Genomic DNA, 26,488 nt, shown 5'->3' with positions numbered 1-26,488 from the left:
GTGTTGAATTGGTTGTTGCGTGAATCCACGGGGTCCGGTAGATGGACCCCGCGAAATGCCCAGGTGGTGGAACTGGTAGACACACCATCTTGAGGGGGTGGCGCCGAAAGGTGTGCGGGTTCGAATCCCGCCCTGGGCACTCCAACTGAGCCTCCAAGTCTTCGGACTTGGGGGCTTTTTTATTTCTGGGCTGCGGCCTCCTGGTCACGTTGCGCGTATGTCGCATGCCGCTTCACGGGGCCGTCCAGGAGCTTCACCGCGTCCTGCTTCACCTCGGGGCGGAGATGCGCGTACCGCATGGTCAGCTCGATGGTGGCGCGGCCCAGCAGCTCCTGGATGACCTTCAGCGGCACGCCCCTCATGGCAAGGTGGCTCCCGTAGGTGCGGCGTAGGTCGTGCCACCCGATGGTTCCCTGTCCGCGTGTGATGCCCGCCCGCTTCAACGTGGTGATGATCAGGTGATCCATCATCCCCGGAGTGGGGTGCACTCCGTTCTCCTGGCAGAAGACGAAGGGGCCGCGGAGGTGTCGGTGGCCCTTGAGGGCGTGTCCACGACGGATTGTGGAAGGTCCACCGCCCGGGTGCTGCGGCCCTTGGGAGTGCCTTCGACGCCGCGCCAGGGGGGCCGTTTGACGTGGAGCCTGGCGCGGGTGAGGTCGACGTCCTGCCACCGGAGCCCGATGCGTTCCTCCTGCCGCAGGCCCGGCTTGGGCGCTGTCGTCAGTAGGGCCACGTTCTCGGGCGAGGCGGCGGCGAGGAGCCGATCCACCTCTTCGAAGGCGAGGAAGTCGTAGTCGGGCTTCTTCACCTTGAAGTGCTTCACGTCCGGGCTATGGGCCAGGGCGGTGAAGCGGTCCGCGCCGAGGGTGCCCTTCCATCCGCGCGGGTAGACCCTGCGGCGGCCCGCTACGGGCGCCAGGGCTCCGCCCAGCGTGCCGACGACGCCGGCAATCTGGAGGAGGTCGTTCTGATCGCCCTTCTGGTGCGCGGCGGCGTAGACGCGCGGCAGCTCAATAAGGGAGCGCATCCGTTGGAAGTTCGGACTCCCACAATGGTCCTTGAGCGGGACGTATGTTCTGACGAACTACCCGACTTGGCTCGCAAACATGGACTGCGGCATGTGCTCTCCGTCGCCGACGTGCTGGGAATCGTCTCGAATGGGAGGCGACAGCGGGCTGACGTCTCGGCGACTGAACTCGTGGAGGCGGTCAACTTCTACTTGAAACATGATGCATTTATCGACTTCGAGCGCCGTGAGCGTGGCGAGTGATTGGCGCGAAGTGAAGCTGCCCCGGTTTCGTGGCGCTCCCGCACTTCGTGTGGATCCAAGGTTCAGACGGTGAGCAGCACTCGAAGACGCAGCAGGTCGAAGGCGCATCTCCCGCCAGCGTTCACAGGCGTTCTCACACCCCGCAGCTTGTCGCTGCGACAAGTCCTTCAGATACGGGGCGAGGATGCTCGGTCCGGGCGCTCCCGCCGCGCGCTCAGGGAAGGCTTCGGCGGCGGCATATTTGCGCACCGTTCCTCGCGCCAGTCCCAGCGTGCGAATGATTCGCAGTAGGGCGTTCCCCGCCAGGTATTGGCACCGGACAGCTTCGTATACAGAGACACGCTGGGAGCGGCTCTCCTCTCGGGAAAGAACTCCGGCGTGAGTTCGCGAGAACCTGGTGGGACGGCGTGAGCTGGTTACGAGAAGAAGCACCGCGCTGCCGCTTGAGGGCGAAAGCGCAGAACGCTCTGCGGAACCGGGGCGACTTCAGTCATTGACTCTGTGTCTATGGTCCCCAAGTGCTTTCTGGCTGGTCGCCAGAGGACGCTGGTCATTCGCATGTTGCTGGCCGCACGGGAGCGAGGAAGAAATAGCGTCTTTCATTCCATGGGGGAGATGGTCCATTCCGGGTTCCATCCTGCTCTTGGGGGGAGACACTCGATGCGAAGCCGTCAAGGTGTGATGTGGTCGTGGGGGCTGGGCGTGACACTGGCCTTGTCATTGGGCGCTTGCAGTGTGGAGCCCCTCGACGAAGGGGCAGAGCCTGGAAGCGATGAGGCGTTGACGCAGGTGAGCCAGGAACTCGCGCCGCCGTGGGACTTGTATGCGGACGCGGTGGCGCCGGGCACCACGCCGACGGTGCTCCACCCGGAAAGGGCGCTGGGCGCACCGGACGGGCAGAGTGCGACAATACCGGGCCTGCTCACCTCGGCGCTGGTGCTGGACCTGGGGCAGGGCGAGGAGGGCACCGGCGACCTGCGCGTCTATTACCATGGCCTGTCGGTGTTCCTGGTGGCCCAGGTGGACTTCCTGAAAGCGGATGGGACCCACGTCGGCTCCGGCCTGCTGCACATGGGCCTGGGGGCCCATGTCGCGGTGGCGAGGTACCTCGGGAATTACCCCTATCGCTACGTGCGCCTGCGGGGCGCGTTGCTCGGGGTCTATCAGGTGGACGCGGTGGAGACGTCCATCCGGCCCTTCTGTGGTGACGGGGTGATTGGTGGAGCCGAAACCTGTGACGACGGCAATCAACTCTCGGGAGACGGCTGTAACAGTGTCTGCCAGGTGGAGCCGGGCTACACCTGCACGGGACAGCCGACAGTGTGTACAGACATCGACGAGTGCGCCGCCGGTACCGACAACTGCGACGAAAACGCCACCTGCACCAACATCGGGGGCTCCTTCACCTGCGCTTGCAAGGCAGGGTACGCGGGCGACGGCGTGACCTGTACGGACATCGACGAGTGCGCCGCCGGTACCGACAACTGCGACGAAAACGCCACCTGCACCAACATCGGGGGCTCCTTCACCTGCGCTTGCAAGGCGGGGTACGCGGGCGACGGCGTGACCTGTACGGACATCGACGAGTGCGCCGCCGGTACCGACAACTGCGACGAAAACGCCACCTGCACCAACATCGGGGGCTCCTTCACCTGCGCTTGCAAGGCGGGGTACGCGGGCGACGGCGTGACCTGTACGGACATCGACGAGTGCGCCGCCGGTACCGACAACTGCGACGAAAACGCCACCTGCACCAACATCGGGGGCTCCTTCACCTGCGCCTGCAATGCGGGGTACGCGGGCGACGGCGTGACCTGCACCAACATCGACGATTGTGCCGCAAACCCCTGCCTGAACGGTGGCACCTGCATCGACGGCGTGGGGAGCTACACCTGCAAGTGCGCGCCCACCTACGAGGGGACCAATTGCCAGTCCTGCTCCGGCACCCTCGCGGACTGCAACGGGAACTCGTCCGACGGCTGCGAGGTGAACCTCCAGAGCGACGCCGAGAGTTGCGGCGCCTGCGGCATCGTGTGCTCGACGGGCCAGATCTGCTCGAACGCCACCTGCCAGGCTCCCCCTCCCGGTCAGGTCCCCGGCACGCCGGTCAGCTCCCCCGCGAACCACGGCCCGCTGGCCCCGGCGGTCGCCGATGTGAATGGCGACGGCAAGCTCGACATCCTGGTGGCCAACGCCGAATCCGCGTCGACCGAGACTCCCTCTGGCTCGCTCTCCGTTTTCCTGGGGAATGGTGACGCCAGCGTCCAGTCGGAGGTCAACTACGGGAGCGCCTCGCTCTCCAGCAACGCGGTCGTGGCCGTGGACGTGGACGGCGACGGGTGGCTCGACGCCGTCACCGTCAACGGCCAGACAAACCTGCCCCTCATCAACGGAAGCATCAGCGTCTACAAGAACCTGGGCCCGAGCGCGCCGGGGACCTTCGGTGCGCCGACGAGCTTCACCACTGGCACCCCGGGCTCCGTCCACCTCTGCACCGGGGACTTCAATCACGACGGGGTGGCTGACATCGCCACGACGAGCGTGACCCAGAACCAGGTGAGCGTGCTGTTCGGCAGCGGCGCGGGCAGCTTCGGCGCGCCGACGTTCATCGGCATCCCGAACACCGGCGGCGCGCAGTCGACCATCGCCTGCCGTGACCTGAACAGCGATGGCTTCTCCGATATCGTGGTGACGAGCCCCGCCAGCGCACGCCTGTCGGTCCTCATCAACCAGGGCGACGGCTCGTTCGCCGCCCCCGTCTCCTACAGCAACGCCGTCAACGGCCAGACGGCGGGCATCGCCTTCGGCGACGCCAACGGCGACGGCATGCTCGACATCCTCTCGAACGGCGCGGCCGGCCGGTATCTCTTCTTCTTCAAGGGGAACGGCAACGGCACCTTCGCGAGCGGCGTTCAGTCCACCGCCGCGGCCAGTACGGCCACCAACTCGGCGCTGGGCGTCGTGGCCGATGACTTCAACGGCGATGGCAAGCTCGACGCCTACATCCTCGTTACAGCGGCCTCGGGCGGCGTCCGCCCGATGACCGGCAACGGAAACGGAGGCTTCACCTCGGGCACTGTCGTCGAGACCGGCGCCTCGCCTGGCCTCAACGCCATCGCCACCGCGGACATGGACGCGGATGGGTACGCCGACCTCATCCTGACCAACAGGGGCTCCGGCACCGTGACCGTGGTCCCCAACGGACTCTAGGTCGCTGTTCGCGATGGGGCGGTGTGCCCTGATTTCAGCGCGGTCTCGGTAGGAGAATCGGTGCGCCGCGTGTCTCGCGCGCGGCGCACCGAAAGACGCGCAGGCGCCTGACCCGCCCTCACGTCCACGGAGGCCCTATTCCACACGGGGGCGGGACCACGCGGCGTGCCTGGCTCAACGTGCGGTGAGCGTCAAGGTAGCTGTCGCGTGAGAGGCTTCAGCCGGCGTGCCGAGCTTCCAGCAGCGCAGGAGCGAGGTTGGGCGCGGGGGTGAGGACATCCTCAACCTTCTCGGCCACGCAGGCCGCAAGGTGGCCGGGGGCATGGCTCGCGCTCGGCACCGACGTCGAGGAGGTGTGTCAGCAGGCCGATGCGCCCTTGCCGCACAGCTCCGCGAACGCGTCGGCGTCGAGCATCGCCTGGCACCTCTCGCCAACCGCCAGGGCCCGAAGGCCCGTTACCGAGGCACGCGCCGCAACCTCTTTGACCTCAGGCGACTCGCGGTCGTCCAAAACCTCGAGGTCGCCGCGCGCTATCAGCTCGCGGCGTGACCTGACCTGTTCGGTTCTCTAGGACTCCGCTGCGAGTCGGGCCAGCACCGCATCCAGCAACCCTGCCGCGTTGTCGGTGTGCAGGTTGTGCCCTCCGGGGATGCTGACGCTGTGCGAACGTGGCACGTGGAGGTCAGGGGCGATGAGTACCGGTGTCCCGGCGAACTGGCTGGTCGTCCCGTAGATCCGCGTCGACGGCACGGAGAGGGCTCCGAGCAGCGTGAGGTAGTGCTCGCGTGAGAAGCCGAGGTCGACGCCCAGTGGGTTTCGCAGCCGGGCATCCCACGACCAGCGCAGGCCGCCCTCGCATGGCTCGGTGAGCCGCTGCGCGAGCTTGAGCGACCGGTTCGTGCTCAGGCCTCCGTGGCTCAGGGTGAGCATCCTCGCCGCGGTCGTCAGGTCGGGGTAGGGCGCATGCGCTGGGGGCTCCGTCAGGTAGCGCAGGTCGTTCTTCAGCAGCTCAAGCGCGCCTTGCTGCTCCCGCAGGTGCGGGATGACGGGCTCCACCAGGATCAGCCGCTCCACCTGCTCGGGATACGCCGACGCGAACAGCGTGGCCACGGCCCCACCCATCGAATGCCCGACGAGGCTGAATGGGCGCTTCGCTGCTCCCGCCACGTGGCCCGCGACCCGGGTGAGGTCCAGCAGGAAGTCCACGACGGTCAGCGCGATGTTCGCGGGAGCATGCCCGGACCGACCGTGACCGCGGAGGTCCAACGCCACCACGCGGTAGCCGCGCTCGGCCAACCCGACCGCCAGCTCATCCCAGCTCGCGGCCTGATCGAGGATGCCGTGCACGCAGAGCACGAGCGGAGCGTCCGCGGGCCCCCATTCGCAGACACTCAGCCTCGTGTGGTCGCTCGACGCGATGAACGACTCGCGGAGCGTCGCGAGCGGGACCGCCGCGTCCTGTGATTCTTCCTCGACAGGCGCGCTCGTGACAGTCGGGGGATTGGCTCCCGCCCCCAGCTTCAGGACGTCCACCAGCAGATGGTGCCCCAGTTGCATCAGCGTCGGGTGATCGAACAGCAGCGCCGGGCTGAGCGTGCAGCCGAGACTCGATTCAACGCGGTTCTTCAGCTCGACCGCCATCAGCGAATCGAAGCCCAACTCCAGCAGCGGCTGTGTGACCTCGACCGCATCCGATGCCGCGAGCCCCACGACGCTCGCCACCTGTCGACGCAGGAACTCGATGAGGGTGGCCTCACGCTGGTCCTCTGGCTGCCCCGTCAACCGTGCAAGCAGCGCACCGGCCTGCGGTGGTTCAGACCTCGCCGCCCCCTGACCCAGCACGGAGTAGAGCCGGCTGTGCCCTGGACTCGAGACCGTCTTCAGGAACTTCGTCCAATCCATGTCGGCCACCGCCACCGTCGCGGGTGCGCCGTGCAACAGGTGCTCGAACACCTCCACGTTGTCGCTGGCCGACATGCGCCCCAGGCCCAGGGATTCAAAGCGCGCACGGTTGGCGGCTCGCGCCGTCTCCGCCATGCCTCCCGCTGCCCAGGGCCCCCACTGGATGCTCGTCGCCGGAAGGCCCTGACTCCTGCGCGACGCGGCGAGCCCGTCCATGAACGCGTTGGCCGTGGCGTAGTTGCCCTGGCCCGGGGCGCCCATCACCGCCGCGATCGACGAGAAGAGGACGAAGAAGTCCAGCTCCAACGAGCGGGTCGCCCTGTGCAGGTTCCACGCACCGTCGACCTTGGGCGCCAGCACTCGCGCGAAGCGCTGCCAGGTCTGTTTGACGAGCACCCCGTCATCGAGCACGCCCGCCGCGTGCACGATGCCTCCGAGCGGCCGGAGCTCCCGTGCGATGCGCTGCACGACCGCTTCAACCTGTCCGGCGTCGGCGACGTCCACACGCTCAATGAGGACCTCTGCCCCCGCCGCGCGCAGCGACTCGACGGCCTCTCGCGCTCCGTCGCCAGGCTCGGAACGACCCGAGAGCACCAGCTGCCGTGCGCCGCTCGCGACCAGACTCCGCGCGATGTGCAGCCCGAGCGCCCCGAGTCCTCCCGTGATCCAATAGGTCCTGTCGGCACGCACCGGGCCCGTCGTCTGGTCACCCGCGGGCAGCGTCAGCACCACCTTGCCGATGTTCTTGGCCTGCGCGAGGTGACGGAATCCCGCTTCGGCCTGACGGAGGGGGAACGTCTTGACGGGGAGTGGCGCGAGGCGGCCATCCTCGAGTCCCCGGACCGCGTCGGCGAGCAGGTCCACCTGGAGCTCGGCGTTGCCGTCGACCTCTCCCAGGTCGAAGGAGAAGTACTCCACGTCGGGCCGGTGCGCCGCCATCTCGGCCGCGCTCCAGATGCCAATCTTGCCGATCTCGATGAACCGGCCACCCTGGGCCAGCACATCGGCGCTCCGGGAGATGTACTCACCGGTCAGGCTGTTCAGGACGACGTCCACCCCGCGTCCCCCGGTGAGCCGAAGGACCTCATCCGCGAAGTCCAGGGTTCGCGAGTTCATCACGTGGGTGACGCCGTGCTTCTTGACGTGCTCCCACTTCGACGGACTCGCGGTCCCGAACACCGTCGCGCCGCGCGCCCGCGCGATCTGGACCGCCGCCTGCCCGACTCCCCCCGCGCAGGCGTGGATCAGCACGCTCTCGCCAGGACGCAGCCGAGCGAGCTTCTCCAGGCTGTAGATGGCGGTCATGAACGCGGCGGGAATCGAGGCTGCCTGCGCGAACGACAGGTTTCCCGGCATCCGGTGCACGAGCCGGCGGTCAATCGTGACGTGGCTCGCGAGGGCCGACGGCGCCATCGTGAAGACACGGTCTCCGACGGAGAACCCCGTGACGCCAGCGCCCACGCGCACGACGCGGCCCGCGCACTCGAACCCGAGCGGCTGATCAACGGCTCTCAGGATGCCAGCCTTGCGGCTGAAGTCCTCGAGCATCCCCAGGCAGTACAGCACGTCCTTGAAATTGATCGCCGAAGCACGCACCTCGAGTTCGAGCTCGCCGGCCGCTGGCTCTCGGCGCTCCGTCGCGACCAGCGTCAACCGGTCCAGCGCGCCATAGGCAGAGGCGCGCAACCGGTAGCTCTCACCCGGGATCGCGAGCTGCCCTCGGGCCTGCGCAGCGGCATGCGTCCATCGCGCCACATGTCGCTTGCCGGCGCGGACCGCGATCTGGTGTTCGGCGTCCGACTGGAGGAGTTCAGCTGCCACGGGAGCCAGATCGCCGCCGTCGACATCCACGCAGGTGCAACCGAGCGACGGATGCTCCAGCGAGATCGTGCGCCCGAGTCCCCACAGCGCCGCTTGCGTCGCGCTCACCCGCTCGCCCTCGGTGACAGGCTGCGCGCCACGCGTGACGAGATACAGGCGAGGGAGGCGCTGGCCTGGAACGTCCATCAACGCCTGGACGAGCGCCAGCACGCTCCCGCATGAGCGCGCGAGCGCCCGTTCGTGCTCGGACCCGCTTCCCTCCGCCACCTCGCTGGGCGTGCCTTCCAGGGCGTCGTCCAGCGCCCAGAGATGCACGATGCCCGCGAGGGGCAGGGGGCTCGCCGCGGCATGGTCCGCCAGCACTCGCGACCAGGCTGCCTTGTCGAGCGGAGCAATATCGCCTTCGCTCACCAGCGTGCAGGGTTCGCCACTCGCTTCGAGCCGTGCCCGCAACCGGGCTCCGGCCCCGCCTCGGTCCCCGAGGAGAAGCCAGCGCCTCCGGGGCGCGGCCGTACGGTCCGAGGGCTCGGACTCCGGAAGGCCCTGATGCGCCCACGTCAGCGAATAGAGCTTTTCCTTCCACGTGGCCGTCGCGTACGTGAGTGCGCGACGGTCGACCCGCATCGCCTGCAACCCTTCCACCGCGCACACCGCGTTCCCCGCGTCATCCAGCAGGTGGATGTCGGCGATGACGCGTGGATCCCCCGGCGAGGGCGCGCGCCGGAGGATGGCATGGGCCCACACGGTCTCGGGCACCGCGCGCAAGAGGTGCAGCGCGTCGATACCGACGGGGAGGCAGACCACGTCGGCCGGCTCCGCGACCATCGCACCGACTGCCTGGAAACAGCCGTCCAGGACCGCGGGGTGGAGCGCATGGGCCGCCGCATCGTCGCGGGACACACCCGGAGGCTGGATCCTCGCGAGGACTTCTGGCGGCTGCGTGCCGTCTCCCGCGAGTCGACGGAGGTCCACGACCGCTCGGAACTCACCGCTGTAGCCCAAGCCGAGCGCGGCATAGCGCGCGTAGAACGCCTCCGTGTCGAGCCGCTCGCCCGCGCCATCGAACCGCTGATGCACCCCGGCCGCATCGACCGTGGCAGGTGCCGGTCCGCGGGCCAGTGCCACCTCGACTTCACCGGTCACGTGGGTTCGCCACGTTGCCGCGTCCTCGGAAGCGGCGCTCAGGATCTTGAAGCGATACCGGTGTTCTCCCATGTCAGCCAGGTGCGTCTGCACCACGGTCTCGGCATCGGGTGGCAGCACCAGGGCCGTCTGCACCGCCACGTTGCGCAGGGAGAGGCCCGCCCGCGAATCCTCCTTCCAGAGGCCAGCCAGGGCCATCTCCACGTAGCCCGCGGCCGGGACGACGACCTTCTCGTAGACGCGGTGATGCCGGAGGTACGCGGGGCTGCTCGCGGACAGCGCGCTCTCGAACAGGAGATCCCCAGAAGGCAGCGCGGCGCTCCGCAGCTTCCGCCCCAAGAGTGGGTGACTCTCGCCGGACCGGGCCACCGCCGCCGTGCCGTCGGCGCGGTGGATCCAGTAGCGCTGACGCTGGAACGGATAGGTCGGCAGTGCCAGCCTGGGGGGCGGCGTTCGAGCGCACCGCCCTGCCTTGCGGAGGTCCACGGGCAGTCCGTGCGAGAACAGCTTCGCGGCGGCCTCCAGCATCTGCTGCCACGCTGCCGTCTTCGCCCTCAGGCTCGCTGCCATGACGAAGCGGCCCGGTTCGACACAGGCGGTCGCCAGTCCTACCAGCGTCGCGCTCGGTCCCACCTCGAGCAGCGCGGCCACCCGGTTCGCCTCCAGGGCCCGCACCCCGGCCATGAAGTCGACGGGCGCGAGCACGTGCTCCACCCAGTACCCCGGGGTGCCCAGCTCCGCGCCCGCGACCATGCCCGTCACGTTCGAGATGATGTCGAGCGTCGGACGACGGAACGTCACCGTCTCCGCGACCGCGCGCAGCTCCTCGAGCATCGGCCGCATCAGCGCCGAGTGGAAGGCATGCGAGACATCGAGCAGCCCACGGTTGCGGATGCCCTGGTGTCCCAGTTGCTCGCATGCCGCGAGGACCGCGTCCCTCGCTCCGGAGATCACCGTCTGGTCCGGCGCGTTGAGGGCCGCGATGGAGAGCTGTTCGCTCCGGGCCGCGACGACCGGCGCCACCGTGTCCCGCCCGGCGAGGATGACCGCCATCGCCCCGCCCTCGGGCAGCGCCTGCATCAGCCGGCCCCGCGCGGCGATGAGCTTCAGGCCGTCCTCCAGGTCGAACAGGCCCGCCACGCACGCCGCGGCGAACTCACCCACGCTATGGCCCATGACGAACGACGGACGCACGCCCCACGACTGCCAGAGGCGCGCGAGCGCCACTTCGAGCGCGAACAGCGCCGGCTGCGTGTACTTCGTCTGGTTCAGCAACCCCGTGTGCTCACCCCACAGGACCTCGCGGAGCGGAAGGTCGAGGTGCGCCGCGAGGACTTCCTCACAACGCATGAGGGTTTCGCGAAAGGCCGGGTGCAGGTCGTACAGCTCCTTGCCCATGCCCGCGAACTGCGAGCCCTGGCCGGTGAAGAGGAACGCAAGCCGTCCCTCCATCGCCGTGGCCACGCCCTGCTGCACGTCCTTCCCTGACACCTTCCGCGTCCGCGCGAACGCCGCGAGCTTGTCGCGCAGCGCTGACGGCGCGTCCGCCACCACCGCGAGGCGGTGCGAGAACCGTGCACGACCCGTGTTCGCCGTCCACGTCACCGCGTCGAGAGATGCCTCGGGGTGCTGCTCCAACCAATGCGCATGGCGCCCGGCCATCTCGGCGAGTGCGTCTGGCGTCCGCGCTGACAGGCACAGCAGGTGCGCCGGTGGTGTCTCCACCGCGACGGGGGCGGGGGGCGGCGGTTCTTCGAGGACGACGTGCGCGTTGGTGCCACTGAAGCCGAAGGCGCTGACCCCGGCGATGCGCGGTCGCTTGCCTCGGGGCCATGGGAGCGGCTGGCGCGGGACGGACAGCGGGAGGTCCTTCCACGGAATGCGGCTGCTCAGCTCCCCCAACGTCGGGTAGCCGGGGAGGGTCTCCTGCTGGAGCGAGAGGATCACCTTGAAGAGCCCCGCCATCCCGGCGGCGATCTCCAGGTGCCCGACGAGGGTCTTCGCCGAACCCAGGAGGAGCGGCCGGTCCTGGGGCCTGTCCGGACCGAAGACCTGTGCCAGCGCGCCCACTTCGATGGGGTCTCCCAGCGCGGTGCCGGTCCCATGGGTCTCGACGTAGTCGACGTCCCCCGGCTTCACGCCGGCCCGCGCGAGCGCTCGGCGTACAAGCGCCTCCTGCATCGGGCCGTTGGGGACCGTGAGCCCAGAGCTCGCGCCATCCTGGTTGAGGGCGGAGCCGCGGATCACCGCGAGGACGCGGTCCCCATCCGCCCGGGCAGCCGACAACGTCTTGAGCACGAGGGCCGCGACTCCCTCGGAGCGCACATAGCCGTTGGCCAGCTCGTCGAAGGTCTTGCAGCGGCCGTCAGGCGCCATCATCCGCGCCTTGGAGAAGGCCGCGGTGATCTCCGGCGCGAGGATGACGTTCACGCTGGCCGCGAGCGCGACCTGGCACTCCCCCTTGCGCAGGCTCTCGGCCGCGTAGTGCACCGCGACCAGCGCGGACGAGCACGCCGTTTCGAAGGACACGCACGGCCCGTTGAAGCCGAAGGTGTACGCGAGCCTCCCTGCGGCGACGCTCGTGGCATTGCCCGTCCCCAGGTAGGCCGTCACGTTCTCGACGCGCTGGAGCGCCATCCGGCAGTAGTCCGACGTGCACACGCCGACGAACACGCCGCCCGGCGTGCCGTACAGCGCATCCGGCGACAGCCCTGCGTTCTCGAGCGCCTCCCAGGACAGCTCCAGCAGCAGGCGCTGCTGCGGGTCCATCAGCGCCGCTTCGCGCGGTGAGATGCCGAAGAACGGGGCATCGAACCGGTCGATGTGCTCCAGGAAGCCGCCGTAGCGCGTCGACATCTTGCCCGGCGCATCCGGGTCCGGGTCGTACAGCGCGTCGATGTTCCAACGCTCCCGAGGCACCTCCGTGATGCTCGGCTCGCCACGGTGGAGCAGGGTCCAGTAGGCATCCGGGCCCTCCGCGCCTGGAAACCGGCAGCTCATCCCCACGATGGCGATCGGCTCGTCCTGGGTCTTGCGCAGGACCGCGACCTCGTTCTCCAACCGCTCGATGATGCGGAGGACCTTCTCTGAATCCCGGACGGTCTGCGACATGACGTGATGACTCCTGCGTGTCTGGGAGGGGTGGGTCAGTTGACGCGCTTCTCTCGGCCTGCCCAGTACGGCTCGCGCAGGACGCGCTTCAACACCTTGCCGCTCGGGTTCCTCGGCAGTGCGTCGACGAACTCCACCGTCCGCAGCATCTTGAAGCTCGCGAGGTGCTTGCGCGCGAACGCCATGATGTCGGCCTTGCTCACCGTCGATCCGGGGCGACGCACCACGATCGCGATGGGCAGCTCACCCCAGCGTTCGTCGGGGATTCCAATCACCGCCACGTCCGCGAGCTCCTCGTGCTGGACGAGGACGCGCTCGAGCTCCGCCGGATAGATGTTCTCTCCCGCGGAGATGATCAGGTCCTTGATCCGGTCGGTGACGTAGACGAAGCCATCCTCGTCCACGTACCCGGCGTCGCCGGTGTGAAGCCATCCGTCCACGAGCGTCCTGCGGGTCTCCTCGGGGAGCTTCCAGTACTCCAGCATGTGTCCCGCGGTCTTGAACGCGATCTCCCCGACCTGTCCGGGCGGGAGGGCGCCGCCGTCCGGCCCGAGGATCTTCACCGACACGCCCCGCAGCGGCCTGCCCGCCGACTTGAGCCGCGGGTTGGTCGGATCCAGGTGCTCCGCCGAGGGCAGGAACACCGCCATGTTGGTGGTCTCGGACAGGCCGTAGTTCTGCGTGAAGCGGCACTTGAAGAGCCCCTGTGCTCGCTCCAGGAGCGGCCTGGGCATGGGCGAGCCGCCGTAGACGAGCTGGTCGACCGACGACAGGTTCGCGGTCCGGCTGCCGGGCTCCGACAGCATGAAGCGGATCATCGCCGGGACGAAGGCGACCTTGGTGATGGCGTGCTTCTCGATGAGCTCGAGCGCGGAGGCGCCCGTGAACACCTTCATGATCACGTTCGTCGCGCCGTTGACCAGCCCATGGACCCCGAACCACAGCCCCCCGACATGGAACGTGGGCAGCGCGAGCAGGGTGATGTCGCCGTCCTTCCAGTGGATCAGCTCGTCACCCGAGCGCACGACCTCGCGGATGACATCGAGGAAGCAGCCATGGGACAGCACCACGCCCTTGGGTCTTCCACTGGTGCCGCTGGTGTAGACCTGCACGACCGCCTGGTCCTTGTCGACGGGGATCGCCTCGCGCCATCCTGGCCGCGCATCGCGCCACGCCGCGTAGACCGGGTAACGCTCGGAGGCGTCATCGAGCACGATGACGCGCCTCAGCCGGGGGCACGATGGCAGGAAGGCCTCGACCATCGCTGCCAGCTCCGGCGTGATGAACAACAGCTCCGACTCGGAGTCCTGGACGATGTAGGCGAGCTCGCTCGCCTCCAGCCGCCAGTTGATGCTGAGCATCACCATCCCAGCCTTCGCGCAGCCGAAGAGCAGTTCGTATGCGCTCTCGCTGTCCGTCCCCAGCACCGCGACGCGCGCCTGACGCGGGAGCCCCTCCGCGATGAGCGCGTTCGCGACGCGGTTGCTGCGCTCCTCCAGGGCGGCGTAGGAGACGCGGCGCCCCTCCGCGATGAGAGCGGTGTGTTCAGGGATCGCACGCGCATGGAGGCCCGGGATGTCGGCCAGCGTCGCGACGGCGTCGTAATGCTCCAGCATGATGGCTCGCTCTCTTGGGGACGTGGGCGCTCCGCTGACGCGACAGGCCTGACTGGGACCTGTCACGTCAGCGTGCGCCGCGGGGGGCCGGGCGACTCAGACCTCGTACTTCTCCAACTTCTTTCGAAGCTGCTCCTCGATGGACTCCTGCTGCTCGGACGCTGCTGCGTCCTGGCTCGCTCCGGAATCTTCCTCGCCGCCGGAGGGGGACCTCGCTGCCTCCCCGAACGCGACGCTCACGACGTACGCGGCCAGGCTCTCCGGGCTGGGGTAGTCGAACAGGAGCGTCGTGCGGAGCGCACAGCCCAGCTCCTCTTCGAGCAGTTCCTTGAACTCCAGCGCCCGCTTCGAGTCGACGCCCAGGTTCTCGAAGCGCGACCGTGGATGGAGTTCACGCTCGTCGACGCCCAGTTCGTCGCCGAGGGTCCGCAGGATGGACTCCACGAGCAGGGTCGTTCGCGCGGACGGGGGCGCGGCGGTGAGACGGTCGCGCAGTCCCAGGAGCGAGTTCATGCGGCCCCCCGGGCGGGCATGTTCGACCTGCGCGCCGCGTCGGCACGCTTCGCGTAGTTCTCCACGATCTTCGAGTACAGGTTGAGCAGGCCGTACACGGCATCCTCGGCGAACAGGCCGGTGTCGTAGTCGAGCTCGATCGTGATGTCCGTCGGCAGCACGAAGACGTTGCAGCAGAGGTCGAACTCGATCCGGTCATTCACCGCCGCCACCAGCGCGGGTTGATGGCTGCCAAAGCGTGGCAGTTGGCTGACCGGCTCCACGTTGAACGTCACCTCGACTGGCGCCCCTTGGGCCTCCGAGGTCACCGCGCGGTACTGCTCGCACATCTCCTGGTAGGGGAACATCGCGTGCTTGAACAGCTCCGCCATGTCGTGGCGTGCGCGCGCCAGGATGGTGTCGAACGTCGCGTCCTGGCCATGGACCGGGAGCAGCGGCAACAGGTTGACGCAGGTCCCGACCACCTGCTTGAGGTCTCGCGTCGTGCGGTTGGCGAAGGGAATCCCGAGGATGGGCAGGCGGGTCCGGTAGGCCCGGTTGAGGAACACCTGGAAGCCCGCCAGCAGCGCGGTGAACGGCGTCACGCCGTCCGCCCGGGCCTGCTCCTTGAACAGGGCGGTGACCTCCTCCCCGATGCTCAAGCGCGCACGCCCCCCCGGCCGGCCACCGACGGCGCCGCGGTGCCGGAGCGCACCAAAGGCATGGCCGCGCTGGTAGCCCGCGATGGCGTCGATGGCGCCCTGCCAGTAGCGCTTGTCGCTCGCGTACTGTTCGCCCTGGCGATAGTTCGCTTCGTGTTCGCTCCACCGCGTGTAGGGCACGTGGGCCGTGCTCGTGCCTGGGCTCTCGCTGTAGAGCGCCGCGATTCGCTCGAACACCGAGACCAGCGCCCAGCCGTCGCACACCAGGTGGTGCACGCAGAGTCCGACGAGCGTGGCGCCATCCGCGAACCGGGTGATGTTGACGCGAACGTTCGCCCCCGCGTCGGGCGCGAGCGGTGCCTTCTGCTGGTCCGCCATCAGACGATCGATGAGTCCGGGGTCGCTCGAGCGCTCAGCCAGTTCAGCGCGCTCGATGTGGACCCGCCGCTCCGAAGTGGGGAGCAGCTTCTGCGTCTTCCGTTCGAGGTCGAAGCGGGACCACAGCGCCTCTTGCCCGCTCAGGACCGAGACAATCGCCGCCGACAGCCGGTCGATGTCCACCGCCTCGTCGAAGCGCAGGCCGTAGCAGAGGTTGCAGGCCACCGACCCGTCGGGCCCGCTTCGCACAAGCTCATGGAAGCGCCGTTGTGCGTCGGCGAGGGGCCGCTCGGCCTTGCTCGCGTCACGCAGCGGGAGGAGGCGGTGCGCGACGAGCTCGCGGGCGATCTTCCGCACGGACTGGACGAAGCGGCTCAGCTCCGCGTCGGTGTGCGCGGTCGACAGGAAGCAGTTGCGGCCTTCCCAGATGAAATAGCCCGCTTCCAGGAGGCGGTAATAGAAGACGTCGAGGTTCCCCTTGGTGGAGAAGCGGAAGAGCGACGAGAAGTGCTCGACCGTGACGTCCGCTCCCTCCTCCTCGAACGCGGCGTTGAGCTGGGCACTGAGCCGCTCCGTTCGCTCGTTCATCGAACGGTAGAGCTGGTCGTCCAGTCCCTGGATGTGTTCGAGCACCGCGAGCGAGGCCGCCATGGCCAGCGGGTGCTTGGTGAACGTCCCGGCGAAGAAGATGGTGGGCGTGCCGGGGAAGCTCGCGTCGCCGTACCGCCAGAATCCGCCGTCCAGCACGTCCATGTACGCGGCGCTGCCCGCGACGACTCCAATGGGCATCCCTCCACCCAGGACCTTGCCGTAGGTGCACATGTCCGCGCGGACGCCGAACAGCTGCTGCGCGCCGCCCCGGGCACAGCGGAAGCCGGCGATCACCTCGTCGAAGATGAGCGCGATGTCGCGCTCCTGGGTCAGCCGCCGCAGCTGCCGCAGGAACGCCGCGGGCTGCATGCTGGGCGCGCGGCTCTGCACCGGCTCCGCCAGCACCGCGGCGATCTCCTTCGCGTGGCGTTCGATGTAGTCGAGCGCGCTCTGCTCGCAGTAGTCGAGCACCACGGTGTCCTTGACCAGCGAGCCCGGCGTCCCCAGGCTGGCCGGCCGGCTCTCGTCGCTGGACGCGCTGCCTCGCGCGAGGAACGCGTCGAAGGTGCCGTGGTAGGAGTTCCGGAAGATGACCACCTTGTCCCGTCCGGTCTTCGCCCGGGCGAGCCGGACCGCGGTCATCGTCGCTTCCGTGCCGGTGTTGCAGAACGTCACGCGGGCGTGGCCGGTCAGCTCGCAGATCAGCTCGGCGACCCGGCCGGCCAGCGGCGACTGCGGCCCGATGGGCATGCCGCGTTCGAGCTGCGCCTTGACCGCGTTCGTCACGAAGTCGGGCGAGTGGCCGAAGAAGTGCGCTCCGAAGCCCATCGTGAAGTCGAGGTACGAATTGCCGTCCACGTCGGTGACGTGCGCGCCCTGCGCCTTCTCCGCGGAGATCGGAAAGACCATCTCCTTCAGGAGGGGACGAAAGCCAGCGGAGACGCGGTTGTCGGCGAGGACCTGGCGGTAGCGCTGGGCGAGCCGCTTCGACTCCGGTGCCTTGGTCGTCACGCTCGCCGTCAGCTGCTGGATGTGCGCGACCTTCTCCGCGTCGTCCTCACGCTCGTCCTTGCCCAACTTCACCGAGAACGCGCTGAAGCGATCCGCTTCGGGCTTGCCCGGGCTGGCCGCGGGCGCGGCGCGCACAGGGGCTGGCGCGGCGGACTCCGCCGGGTTCGCGCGCTGGAGCGTCGCGGGCGCGCTCCGCTCCGGCGTGCGCTCGTTCGCCGCCGTGCCTGCCGGACGCTTGCCGAACAGGCTCAGCTGCCGCGCCATCAGGTCCAGCTGCTGCCTGACGATGTCCTCGAGGCCCTGGCGGCCGCCGTCACCTCGCGGCGTCAGGTTCGCCACGCTGAGCTCGGGGAGGGCCGCCACCTCTGGCTCCGTGGCGGCCTGGGGCTCCACGGATGCGCCTTGCTCGTGGATGTGGCGCGCGACCTTGGCGATCGTGTTGACCCGTTCGTAGATCTCCAGGACGGTGAGAGACACGTGGAAGCGCGCGTTGATCTCCTGGAGTACCTCCAGGAGGATCAGCGAGTCGGCCCCCATGTCGGCGAATGGCAGATGGGGGTCGATGTTCTCTGGCGCCTGCTTGAGGCAGTACGCGACCTCACGGAGGACCGAATCCGTGATCCGGGACACCGCGTCGTTGCTTGACGTCTCGATGCTCATGTCAGTTCCCACCTGGGCTCCACGAAGGGAGGGCTATTGGTCGTCCAGCAGCGCGAGCTGCTGACGCATGACGTGGATCTGTCGTTCGATGAGGGCGTGCACGGCGGCACCGGGCTCCTCGTGCTCCACCGCGTCGGGAATCACGGTCCGCTCGCGCGGAGGGCGCTCGGCGAGGGCCACGCTCGTGGGGGGGCCACGCGGGACACGTATCTCCGGCGTGCCTTCCGTGCCCGGCACCGGCGCGTCGGCCTCGGTGCTGCTCGCGGTCCAGTACCGCTTGCGCGCGAGGCGGCGAGCTGGGAGCGAAACCCTGCCGGGAGGCGCGGCGTGGCCCAAGGGCGCGAAGTCCAGGTCGAACCCCAGCTCATACATCGCCCCGACCGCGCGGAGCAGTGACTCCTGGCCATCCCGGTCACGCACGGCGCTGCTCATTGCGCGCACTCGCGCACCGTGGTCCGCGGCGACGAGCTGCGACAGCACCCGGTCGGGACCGAGCTCGAGGAACACCTGCGCGCCCAGCCCGGTCAGCGTCTCGATGCCCTTGGAGAACTGCACGGGCAGGGCGATGTGCCGTCCCCAGTACTCCCCGCCGAGTGCGCTCGATGGCACCACCGCACCGTCGACGTTGCCGACCACCGGGAATGCTCCGGCGCTGATGGCGAAGCTCCGGGAGTGTTCCGTGAGCCGGGCCGCGGCGTCGTCGAAGGTGGGGGAATGGAAGGCGTGCCGCGTCCTCAGCATGCGGTAGCGAACCTGCTCCCGTTCCAGTCGCTGGCAGAGGCGTTCGACCGCCCGGCGCTCACCGCTGAGAACGACGCGCTGCCTGCCGTTGACGGCGGCCACGTGGAGCGGATCCCCCTGTTCGTGGAGAAGCGCTGTCAGCGCCGCCAGGTCCATGGACACCGCGACCATCGCTCCGTCGTGTGAAACCGACTGCATCAGTCGCCCGCGTTCGTGGACCAGCGCCACGCCATCGCCGAGGGTCAAGGACCCTGAGACGGTGTGCGCCACGAGCTCGCCGACGCTGTGCCCGATGGCGAACGCCGGGGTGACTCCCAGCGCGGTCCACAGGCTCGCGAGTGCGTACTCGAAGGCGAAGAGCGACAGCTGCGCGGCGTGCGTATCGCCGGTCAGACGCTCGTCACCGCCTTCGGCAGGCCCGTACACGAGCCGCGCCACCGATAGCCCCGCGTGCTGGAGGATCAGCGCGTCGCAGCGGTCGAACGCGGCCCGGAACGGCCCAGAGGCTTCATAGAGCTCACGGCCCATGCCGACGAACTGAGAGCCCTGGCCGGTGAACATGAAGGCCACCTTGGGCTTTTCACCCGGGGCGACCAGGAGCGGCGTGGTGCTGGCGCGCTCCTCGCGAAGGGCCTTGATCGCCTCGGCGCGCGTCCGCGCGACGCAGACCCGGCGATGCGTCAGATGCTCTCGCGCGAACATCAGTGTGTCCGCGAGGGGCTCCAGCGCGCCCTCCGACGTGCCCAGGTGGGCCGCGAGCGCGTCCGCGTCCTCAGCCAGACCGGCGGCGAAGTGACTCGACAGCGGGAACAACACCGGGCGCCCGGTCTCCCCGGCCACGCGCTCCGGGGACAGGTGGCGCTCCAGCACCACGTGGGCGTTGGAGCCCCCGAAGCCGAACGAGCTGATGCCGACGTGGCGCAGGTGTCCCGGCAGCGGCTGGGCTTGTTCGGCGATCCGCAGCGCGCAGTCCTCCGCCAGGAAGAAGGGCGCATGGGGGCGCTGGACCGGGTGCGGCGGAATCACCCCGTGCTCCAAGATCAGCATCCCCTTCAACAGCCCACAGAGGCCCGCGGCCGCCTCGGCGTGGCCGATGCTCGCCTTCGCCGAGCCAACGAAGCACGGCGCCCCGGGTGTCCCGCCGAAGACCTCCTGGAGTGCGTTGAGCTCGATGGCGTCGCCCAGCGGCGTCCCGGTCCCGTGGGCCTCCACGTAGGCGATGTCCGCCGGCGACAGGCGCGCGCGCTCCAGGGCGGCGCGGATCACCCGGATCTGGCTGGCGCCGTTGGGGGCGGCGATCCCGTTGCTGCGGCCGTCCTGGTTGATCGCCGTCGATGCGATGAAGCACCGCACGGGGGGCCGCGCCGGCGCATCGCCGTCCACCCGGCGCAGGATGACGACCGCGACGCCTTCGGCGCGCCCGTAGCCGTCGGCATCGGCGCTGAACGTCTTGCAGCGCCCGCTGGGGGAGAGCATCTTCGCCTGCGAGAACGCCAGCGGCAGGTCGGGCGAGAGGATGACGTTGACCCCGCCGACGATCGCCATGTCGATCTCCCCTCCGCGCAGCGACTGCATCGCGAAGTGAAGCGCGGTGAGCGACGATGAGCACGCCGTGTCGATGGCCAGGCTGGGGCCCTTGAGGTTGAGGAAGTAGGAGATGCGCCCGGCCAGGAGGTTGTGCGAGTTGCCGATGCCGAAGTACCCGTCCACGTGCTGCTTCTGGCCGGAGTCGAGGCTCATGTAGTCGGAGCTGCCCACCCCGATGAACACGCCGACGTTCGAGCGCCGCAGCTCCGCGCGGGTGATGCCTCCGTCCTCCAGCGCGTCGTGCGTCACCTCCAGCAGCAGGCGCTGCTGGGGGTCGAGCTTGCTGGCCTCGCGGGGCGACACGCTGAAGTACTCGGCGTCGAAGCCCGCGACGTCCGCGAGATAGCCCGCGCGGAGGGTCGTGATCTTCCGGCCCAGGACCGGGTCATGCGCCGCCTTCCACAGGTCGCCTCGCGAGGCGTCCGGCTCCGCCGCGGCCACGCGCCCGTCCACGAGGAGCCGCCAGTAGTCCTCCAGGCTCGCGGCGCCAGGGAACCGCCCCGCGGCCCCGACGACGGCGACCTTGCTCTGTTCGGCTGATTCCATGCGCTGCCCCATGTGCCGCCCCCAGGTCCCAGGTGCGGGCCCTCGCCGGAGTCCGGCGTGGGCCCACCCGCGCGTCAGGCCGCGCGCTTCACGTCGCGGTCCTTCGCCGCCAGCATGTCGACGAAGCGCGCCCACTCCTCCACCACGTCGTTGAGGAAGGCCTCGATCTCCGCGTAGCGGTCCGGGGTCAGGGCCTGGCGGACGATGAACCAGCTGTCCTCGGAGTGGTCGTGGTCGACGACGGTCCCGTCATCCGCCTCGACGTGGATGCTGTGGTAGCCATCCGAGATGTCCGTCGGGCAGACGGCGAGGGTGTTGTCCGCCCACGGGCCGTAATAGGGGATGAACGCGGTCTCGATGCCGGCGAGCACCACCGCGAGGCGGAGATGATCGCCGAAGCTGTCCAGGAGCGACTTGCGCACCGCCACCGCTTCGGGTGACGGCGTGTACGCGGCCCAGGTCTCCTCCGGATGCCCCACCGCCGTCAGGGTGTCGACGAGCTGCCAGTAGTGAGAGAAGCCCGGGTGCCCGCAGAAGCCGCTCTTGCCACGCGGCGTCGGCTTGTAACCGACCTCCTCCAGGACGTTGAGCATGATGAGGAAGCGCGCCGCCATCTTGGGCTTGGCCCCGAGCCTGCGCTCGAGCGAGCTGGTGGTCTCCATCAGGCGGATGAGCGCGTCACCAAAGTGCTCCGCGAAGGCGTACCGCACCTCCGAGTGCACGATGCCCATCGACTTGAGCGTGAACTCCTTCTGGGCGAACGATGCGATGACCGGATGGTTGAACAGGCGCGACGCCTTGATGGTGCGGTCGAGCTGCTGCGTGAAGGCTTCGTTCTTGCTCCAGAGCTCCGCGTCGACGGACTCACGCACGATGCGACGGGAAACATCCCTGGGGTTCTCGATGGGAAAGCTCATGTCGGTCTCCGGGTACTGGAAGGTCTGTCTTCGTTTCGGGTTTCGAGCGCCGGACGCCGCGTCAGCCACGCTGGGCCGCGGGTGCCAGCTTTCGCCGCTTCAGGTCTTCGCCCCAGCCCGGCCCTTGCAACTCGGCGGGGATCTTCGAGGCCAGGGTCCCCTGGTGGTACTCGGGCAGCAGCGTCCAGTGCAGCGCCTGCTTGAAGTGGTGCGCGGCGTGGTAGCCCGCGTTCCAGGTGAACCAGTTGTAGAACTGGCCGGTGTGCGTCCGTGACGCCGTGTAGTCATCGCCATACGGCAGGTCGCTGTGATGGGCATACGCGGACCACTTCAGCGCGTAGAGCATCAACACCATGGGGGCCACGAACACGATGAGCGCCGGAACAGGGCGGTAGACCAGCAGCGCGGCGAGGCAGGCCCCTCCGAGCGCCAGGTAGACCAGGAACTCCGTCATGAGGCGGGGGTTCTTCCGGCCCAGCACGAAGCACGAGGGGTAATGCCAGAGCAGACACCGGATCGCGAACTCGTGGCGCCCCATCGTCGACCCGTCTCGCCGCCGCCAGTTGAGCGTGTCCAGCTCCGGCTGGTCGTAGCTGGCATGGTGGCCCACGATGTGGTTGAGCGTCCCGCTGAAGGGTGACGACCCGGTCTCCAGGAAGATGAGCAGTTCGAGGAGCCGGTTGAGCGGTTGGTTCGCGAACGTCCGCACATGCATGTGATTGTGATTGTAGGCGACGACCGAAAGGCAGAACGGCACCAACGCGAACGCGCCAGTCGCCAACCACCTGATATCATTGACAAAAAGATACAGGGCCAGCTGGCCGGCGAAGGTCGCGACGATGAGGAGGACCGCCCAGGCGTCGGCCGGGTAGGGGATCAGCTTCTTCCGCATGGCATGCCTCGTGAGATGAATCACAGACGGCGGAGCCCCGCCGCGTGGAGTTGCGGCTGGACTACTCGGCCACCGGCGAGCCGGTTCTCTTGTTCAGCTTGCCCAGGAGGAAGCCGGCGAGCTCCCGGATGTTCGGGTAACTGAAGAGCACGGAAGGATCGACCGTCAGCGCGTATTCCTCGGACAACGCGGCGCCCAGGTCGATGGAGTCCACCGAGCCCAAGCCGAGCATGGCGAACTCGACGTCGGCGCCGAGGGACGCGACCGGCTGGGAGCACCGGCCGGAGATCCACTGGCGGATGAACGCTTCGACCTCGGGCCGGCTCACCGGGCCCGGCCGGGCCACCACGTCCATCGTGGGCGGGCGCGGAGTCTCGATGAGCGGCGTCGCTGGGGCATCCGGCGGCGGCGTGAAGGCGCGCCGCGCGGGTTCCGCGGGAGCCGGCTTCCGCGTGTCACCCGGGAGCGCCGTGAAGAGCGCATCGAGCGACGTGTTTGGCATCGCCGTGAGGTTCTCGCGGCGTCCGAACTCACGGTCCACCGCGTCCCCGAGGGCCCGGAGCGCGTCGACGCTGGCGAGCGCGGGGAAGGCGCGCGCCGCGCTGTCGAGCCGGACACGGGCCGCCTGGAGCCGTTCGAGCAGCCAGCGCTGCGTCGCCGCGTCAGTGCCCCGTCCGGCCGCCGCGGCGTACAGCACCAGGTGATTGACGTATTCACCCATGAGCTGCCCCAGCCAGTCCTCCTGGGACGCGTCGCGCTCGCCTGGCAGCGCCGCCAGGAGCGGGTGGAGGACCGCGTCGTAGTGGGTCCTGACCGTGTCCTCGTCCAGCCACTCGCGCAGGTAGGCGCGCAGGACCGGCCGGCCTCGCAGCACCGACGTGCCGACGAAGTGGTTGAGCGTCTCCGTCGGGCCCTCGAAGATGCGGAAGATGCGCGCGTCCCGGAACAGCTGCGGGATGAAGTTGGACTCGATGTAGCCCCGTCCCCCCGCGAGCTGCATCGTGCGGTCGACGGTGGTCCACAGCATCTCGGTGGACACCGACTTGCACACCGCGAGGACTTCCGGAGCCACCGCCTGTCCGGCGTCGATGCGCGCCGCGGCCCCGTCGATCAACGCCTCGATGCCGGCGATCTGATGCATCGCCTCGCTCAGCACCGACCGGGTGTAGGGGTTGTGCAGGAGGTTGCCGGTCGAGACGCGCCGGCCGCCGGCGTACTGGAGCATCAGCTGGACACAGAGCCGGGTGGCGCCCAGACACAGGGACGCGATCGCCAGCCGCCCGTAGCACAGGGTGTCCTGCGCCACGCTCATGCCTTGTCCCAGCTCTCCCAGGACCTGCCAGGGTTCGACCGCGACGTCCTCGAAGAAGACCGTGTTCTGGATCATCCCCCGCAGGCCCATGGTGAGCGCCTCGGGGCCCTGTCGCACGCCAGGGCTCGTCTGGGGGATCGCGAACGCGGTGATGCCCGCCGGGTGTCCGTTCGCGTCGACGTTCTTCGCGAACACGTTCATCAGCCCGGACCACGCCGCGGAGCCGCTCCAGATCTTCGTGCCGCTCACCCGGTACCCGGCACCCGTCGCGTGCGCGGTCGCTTCGATGGCCTGGGGATTCGAACCGGCGCCCAGCTCCGTCAGGGCGAACGCTGCCAGCTCCCGGCCACGCGCCAGCGACGGCAGGAACTGCTCCTTGAGCCGTTCGCTGCCAAAGCGCAGGACCGGCCGGACACCCAGCACGTTGTTGAGGCCCACGAACAGCGCCAGGGTCATGTCCTTGCTGCCAAGCAGCTCCATGACCTTCAGGAACTCGCGGGTGGAGAACCCGAGGCCCCCGTAGGACTCGGGCACCAGCATCCCGAAGAGCCCCTGGTTGCCGAAGTCGAGGATGACGTACGGCGGCAGCGTGCGCCGCTCGTCGATGAGGTACGAGTTGAGCCGCGTCGCGCAGTACTCGCGGATCCACGCGAGCTTCTGCTCGAAGACCGCCCGGGGGGCGCTCGTGGGGGTGGGGACCGGGCGGACGGGGGCCGGTGCCGGTGTCTCGCGAGGGTGCTCGGCCTCCCAGGCGTGAAGGACCTCCAACTGCTTGTCGAGGAACGACCGCCGCACCTCGCCACGCTGGATCTTCCCGCTGCTCGTCTTGGGGACATTGCCCGGGTTGACCAGCGCGATGTACGCCGGCGCCACGCCATGCACCTTCAGGACCTCACGGCGGATCCTCGCGATGAGCTCGTCGAAGCGCGCCGTCACGTCCTTGCCGCGGGCCACGCCCTGGACGATGCCGAGCCGCTCGTCGTCGAAGCTGAACGCGGCGCCGCAGTGGACCCGGAAGTCGTCCGACAGCGCCTGCACCGTCTCCTCGATGTCCTGGGGATAGTGGTTGAAGCCGTTGACGATGATGAGCTCCTTGATGCGGCCGGTGATGAACAGGCGGCCGTCGCGGACGAAGCCCAGGTCGCCGGTCCGCAGGAACGGCCCCTCGCCCGTGTCGGTGGTGTAGGCGTGGAAGGCGTCCGCGGTCGCCTTGGCCCGGTTCCAGTAGCCGCGCGTCACGCTGTCGCTCTGGAGCCAGACCTCGCCCACGCGCAGGTCGGGCTGTACCGTCCAGCTGCCCGGGTCGACGATCTTCACCACCTGCTCGCGCCCGTCGATGGCCATGCCGACGAGCGTGTGGATGCGCGCCGCATCCCCGGCGTCCTCGCCGGCTGGCACCACGGTGCCCCGGTGGACCGCGTCGCGCTGGACGTCGAACGTCGTCGGCGGCTCGCCGCGGGGACCGCCCGCGACGAACAGCGTGGCCTCCGCGAGGCCGTAGCATGGGAAGAACATCTCGCGGCGGAAGCCGGCGCGCTCGAACCGGCGGTGGAAGCGCTCCAGCGTGTTCGCCTTGATGGGCTCCGCGCCGTTGAACGCGGACCGCCACGACGACAGGTCCAGCGTGTCGATGACCGCGTCGTCCACCTTCTCGATGCAGAGGTCGTACGCGAAGTTCGGGCCCCCGGCGCAGGTGCCCCGGTACTTGGACACGGCCTGCAGCCACAGGGCCGGGTCGCGCACGAACGACTTCGGCGCCATCAGCACCGCGCGCGCCCCCAGCGAGAGCGACTGGAGGATCATCCCGATCAACCCCATGTCGTGGAACAGCGGCAGCCACGTGACGATGACGCTGTCGCGGGTGTTCCCCATCGCCGCGGCGACCATGCGGTTGTTGTGGACGATGCTCCGGTGGGTGACCATCACTCCCTTGGGATCGCCCGTGGACCCCGACGTGTACTGGAGGAACGCCAGGTCGTCAGGGAGGGGCGGGGTGAGCTCAAGGGGCATGGGGTCCGCGTCGCCGTGCGCGGCGATCAGCTCCTCCATCACCAGCGAGCGGCAGCCTGGGAACCCGGCGAGCTGCGCGCCATGGCTGGCTTCAATGGCGCGCTGCACGAGCATCGCCTTGGGCTGGCAGTCTCGGACCACGGCGCGGAGCTTCACGCCGTCCTTGTCGCTCGCCGGGGGATAGAGCGGCACGGCGATGGCCCCGGCGGCGGTGCACGCCAGGAAGCCCACGATGTATTCGAGCCCCGACCTCATCACCAGGAGGACCCGCTCACCGCGGAGCCCCTCGCGGCGGAAGTGCGCCGCGAGGCCGAACACGGTCCGCGCCAGCTCATGATAGGAGATGAGCTGCTCGGGCGACTCGCGACCGCTCAGGAACGTGTATGCGTTCTTCCCCGGTTGCACCCGCGCCCAGTGCCGCAGTGTATGGACGAGGGTGGGGGAGAGGTGGAGCGCGTCGGCGCGGTCGGTCATGACCAGCTCGCGGCCTGCCCCGGTTGGATTCTCGATGACCCGCTGTTCTGGCTGCACGTGCGTCATGACTCCATGTGGGGCGGTGTTGCCGCCGCACCCCAAGAGGGCGCGGCGGCGGGGCCGCGGTGTGGGTGAAAGGGT

11 protein-coding genes, 1 tRNA gene and 1 pseudogene are annotated in these 26,488 nt (G+C 68.9%); 3 read left to right on the top strand and 10 right to left on the bottom strand.

Features of this window, described 5'->3' with window-relative positions:
- Positions 1-57: 57 nt before the first annotated feature.
- Positions 58-139, top strand: a tRNA-Leu gene (locus tag FOF48_RS13965).
- Between the two features lie 40 nt (positions 140-179).
- Here the strand turns inward: FOF48_RS13965 and FOF48_RS37060 are convergent.
- Positions 180-488 carry a tyrosine-type recombinase/integrase gene (locus FOF48_RS37060; protein ID WP_255442149.1) on the bottom strand — a complete coding sequence of 103 codons (309 nt, stop codon included), beginning with the start codon at positions 486-488 and terminating at the stop codon, positions 180-182.
- The gene (locus FOF48_RS13960; protein WP_255442147.1) at positions 467-1,027 is read right to left on the bottom strand and encodes a tyrosine-type recombinase/integrase; all 561 of its coding nucleotides are present in this window, start codon (positions 1,025-1,027) and stop codon (positions 467-469) included. The genes FOF48_RS37060 and FOF48_RS13960 overlap by 22 nt, the downstream gene beginning before the upstream one ends.
- Before the next feature lie 1,032 nt (positions 1,028-2,059).
- Between FOF48_RS13960 and FOF48_RS13955 the strand changes: the two genes are divergently transcribed.
- Positions 2,060-4,480 carry an FG-GAP-like repeat-containing protein gene (locus FOF48_RS13955; protein ID WP_255442146.1) on the top strand — a complete coding sequence of 807 codons (2,421 nt, stop codon included), beginning with the start codon at positions 2,060-2,062 and terminating at the stop codon, positions 4,478-4,480.
- Between the two features lie 382 nt (positions 4,481-4,862).
- A pseudogene (locus FOF48_RS13950) lies at positions 4,863-5,030 on the top strand (IS5/IS1182 family transposase); the annotation flags it as partial.
- A gap of 18 nt (positions 5,031-5,048) precedes the next feature.
- On the opposite strand, the gene FOF48_RS13945 reads toward FOF48_RS13950, so the two are convergent.
- The 8 genes from FOF48_RS13945 to FOF48_RS13910 all read right to left on the bottom strand — a co-directional run bounded on the left by FOF48_RS13945 (position 5,049) and on the right by FOF48_RS13910 (position 26,413).
- The gene (locus FOF48_RS13945) at positions 5,049-12,458 is read right to left on the bottom strand and encodes a type I polyketide synthase (protein WP_143901706.1); all 7,410 of its coding nucleotides are present in this window, start codon (positions 12,456-12,458) and stop codon (positions 5,049-5,051) included.
- Between the two features lie 35 nt (positions 12,459-12,493).
- Positions 12,494-14,074 carry a long-chain-fatty-acid--CoA ligase gene (locus FOF48_RS13940; protein WP_143901704.1) on the bottom strand — a complete coding sequence of 527 codons (1,581 nt, stop codon included), beginning with the start codon at positions 14,072-14,074 and terminating at the stop codon, positions 12,494-12,496.
- A 96-nt stretch (positions 14,075-14,170) separates the two neighbouring features.
- Entirely contained in the window at positions 14,171-14,587 is a 417-nt protein-coding gene (locus FOF48_RS13935; protein ID WP_143901702.1) for an acyl carrier protein, read from the bottom strand.
- Entirely contained in the window at positions 14,584-17,868 is a 3,285-nt protein-coding gene (locus tag FOF48_RS13930; RefSeq protein ID WP_143901701.1) for an aminotransferase class III-fold pyridoxal phosphate-dependent enzyme, read from the bottom strand. The genes FOF48_RS13935 and FOF48_RS13930 overlap by 4 nt, the downstream gene beginning before the upstream one ends.
- A gap of 33 nt (positions 17,869-17,901) precedes the next feature.
- Positions 17,902-20,742, bottom strand: a complete 2,841-nt coding sequence (locus tag FOF48_RS13925; RefSeq protein ID WP_186001894.1) for a type I polyketide synthase — start codon at positions 20,740-20,742, stop codon at positions 17,902-17,904.
- A 74-nt stretch (positions 20,743-20,816) separates the two neighbouring features.
- Entirely contained in the window at positions 20,817-21,659 is an 843-nt protein-coding gene (locus FOF48_RS13920; protein WP_143901697.1) for a hypothetical protein, read from the bottom strand.
- A gap of 61 nt (positions 21,660-21,720) precedes the next feature.
- Positions 21,721-22,551: a fatty acid desaturase gene (locus tag FOF48_RS13915; protein ID WP_143901695.1), complete on the bottom strand. Its 831-nt coding sequence runs from the start codon at positions 22,549-22,551 to the stop codon at positions 21,721-21,723.
- A gap of 61 nt (positions 22,552-22,612) precedes the next feature.
- Positions 22,613-26,413: an AMP-binding protein gene (locus tag FOF48_RS13910; RefSeq protein WP_143901693.1), complete on the bottom strand. Its 3,801-nt coding sequence runs from the start codon at positions 26,411-26,413 to the stop codon at positions 22,613-22,615.
- Positions 26,414-26,488: the final 75 nt, after the last annotated feature.

Source organism: Corallococcus sp. Z5C101001, from assembly GCF_007352635.1.
GTDB lineage: Bacteria > Myxococcota > Myxococcia > Myxococcales > Myxococcaceae > Corallococcus > Corallococcus silvisoli.
The sequence above is the reverse complement of the archived record's forward strand: the minus strand, read 5'-3'. Positions and strand labels throughout refer to the sequence as shown.

What these genes read in the sequence shown, in the direction of transcription:
- FOF48_RS13925 (WP_186001894.1), bottom strand. Translation starts at nt 20,742, where the DNA reads ATGGAATCAGCCGAACAGAGCAAGGTCGCCGTCGTCGGGGCCGCGGGG.
- FOF48_RS13910 (WP_143901693.1), bottom strand. Translation starts at nt 26,413, where the DNA reads ATGACGCACGTGCAGCCAGAACAGCGGGTCATCGAGAATCCAACCGGG.
- FOF48_RS13920 (WP_143901697.1), bottom strand. Translation starts at nt 21,659, where the DNA reads ATGAGCTTTCCCATCGAGAACCCCAGGGATGTTTCCCGTCGCATCGTG.
- FOF48_RS13940 (WP_143901704.1), bottom strand. Translation starts at nt 14,074, where the DNA reads ATGCTGGAGCATTACGACGCCGTCGCGACGCTGGCCGACATCCCGGGC.
- FOF48_RS13945 (WP_143901706.1), bottom strand. Translation starts at nt 12,458, where the DNA reads ATGTCGCAGACCGTCCGGGATTCAGAGAAGGTCCTCCGCATCATCGAG.
- FOF48_RS13935 (WP_143901702.1), bottom strand. Translation starts at nt 14,587, where the DNA reads ATGAACTCGCTCCTGGGACTGCGCGACCGTCTCACCGCCGCGCCCCCG.
- FOF48_RS13915 (WP_143901695.1), bottom strand. Translation starts at nt 22,551, where the DNA reads ATGCGGAAGAAGCTGATCCCCTACCCGGCCGACGCCTGGGCGGTCCTC.
- FOF48_RS13960 (WP_255442147.1), bottom strand. Translation starts at nt 1,027, where the DNA reads ATGCGCTCCCTTATTGAGCTGCCGCGCGTCTACGCCGCCGCGCACCAG.
- FOF48_RS13930 (WP_143901701.1), bottom strand. Translation starts at nt 17,868, where the DNA reads ATGAGCATCGAGACGTCAAGCAACGACGCGGTGTCCCGGATCACGGAT.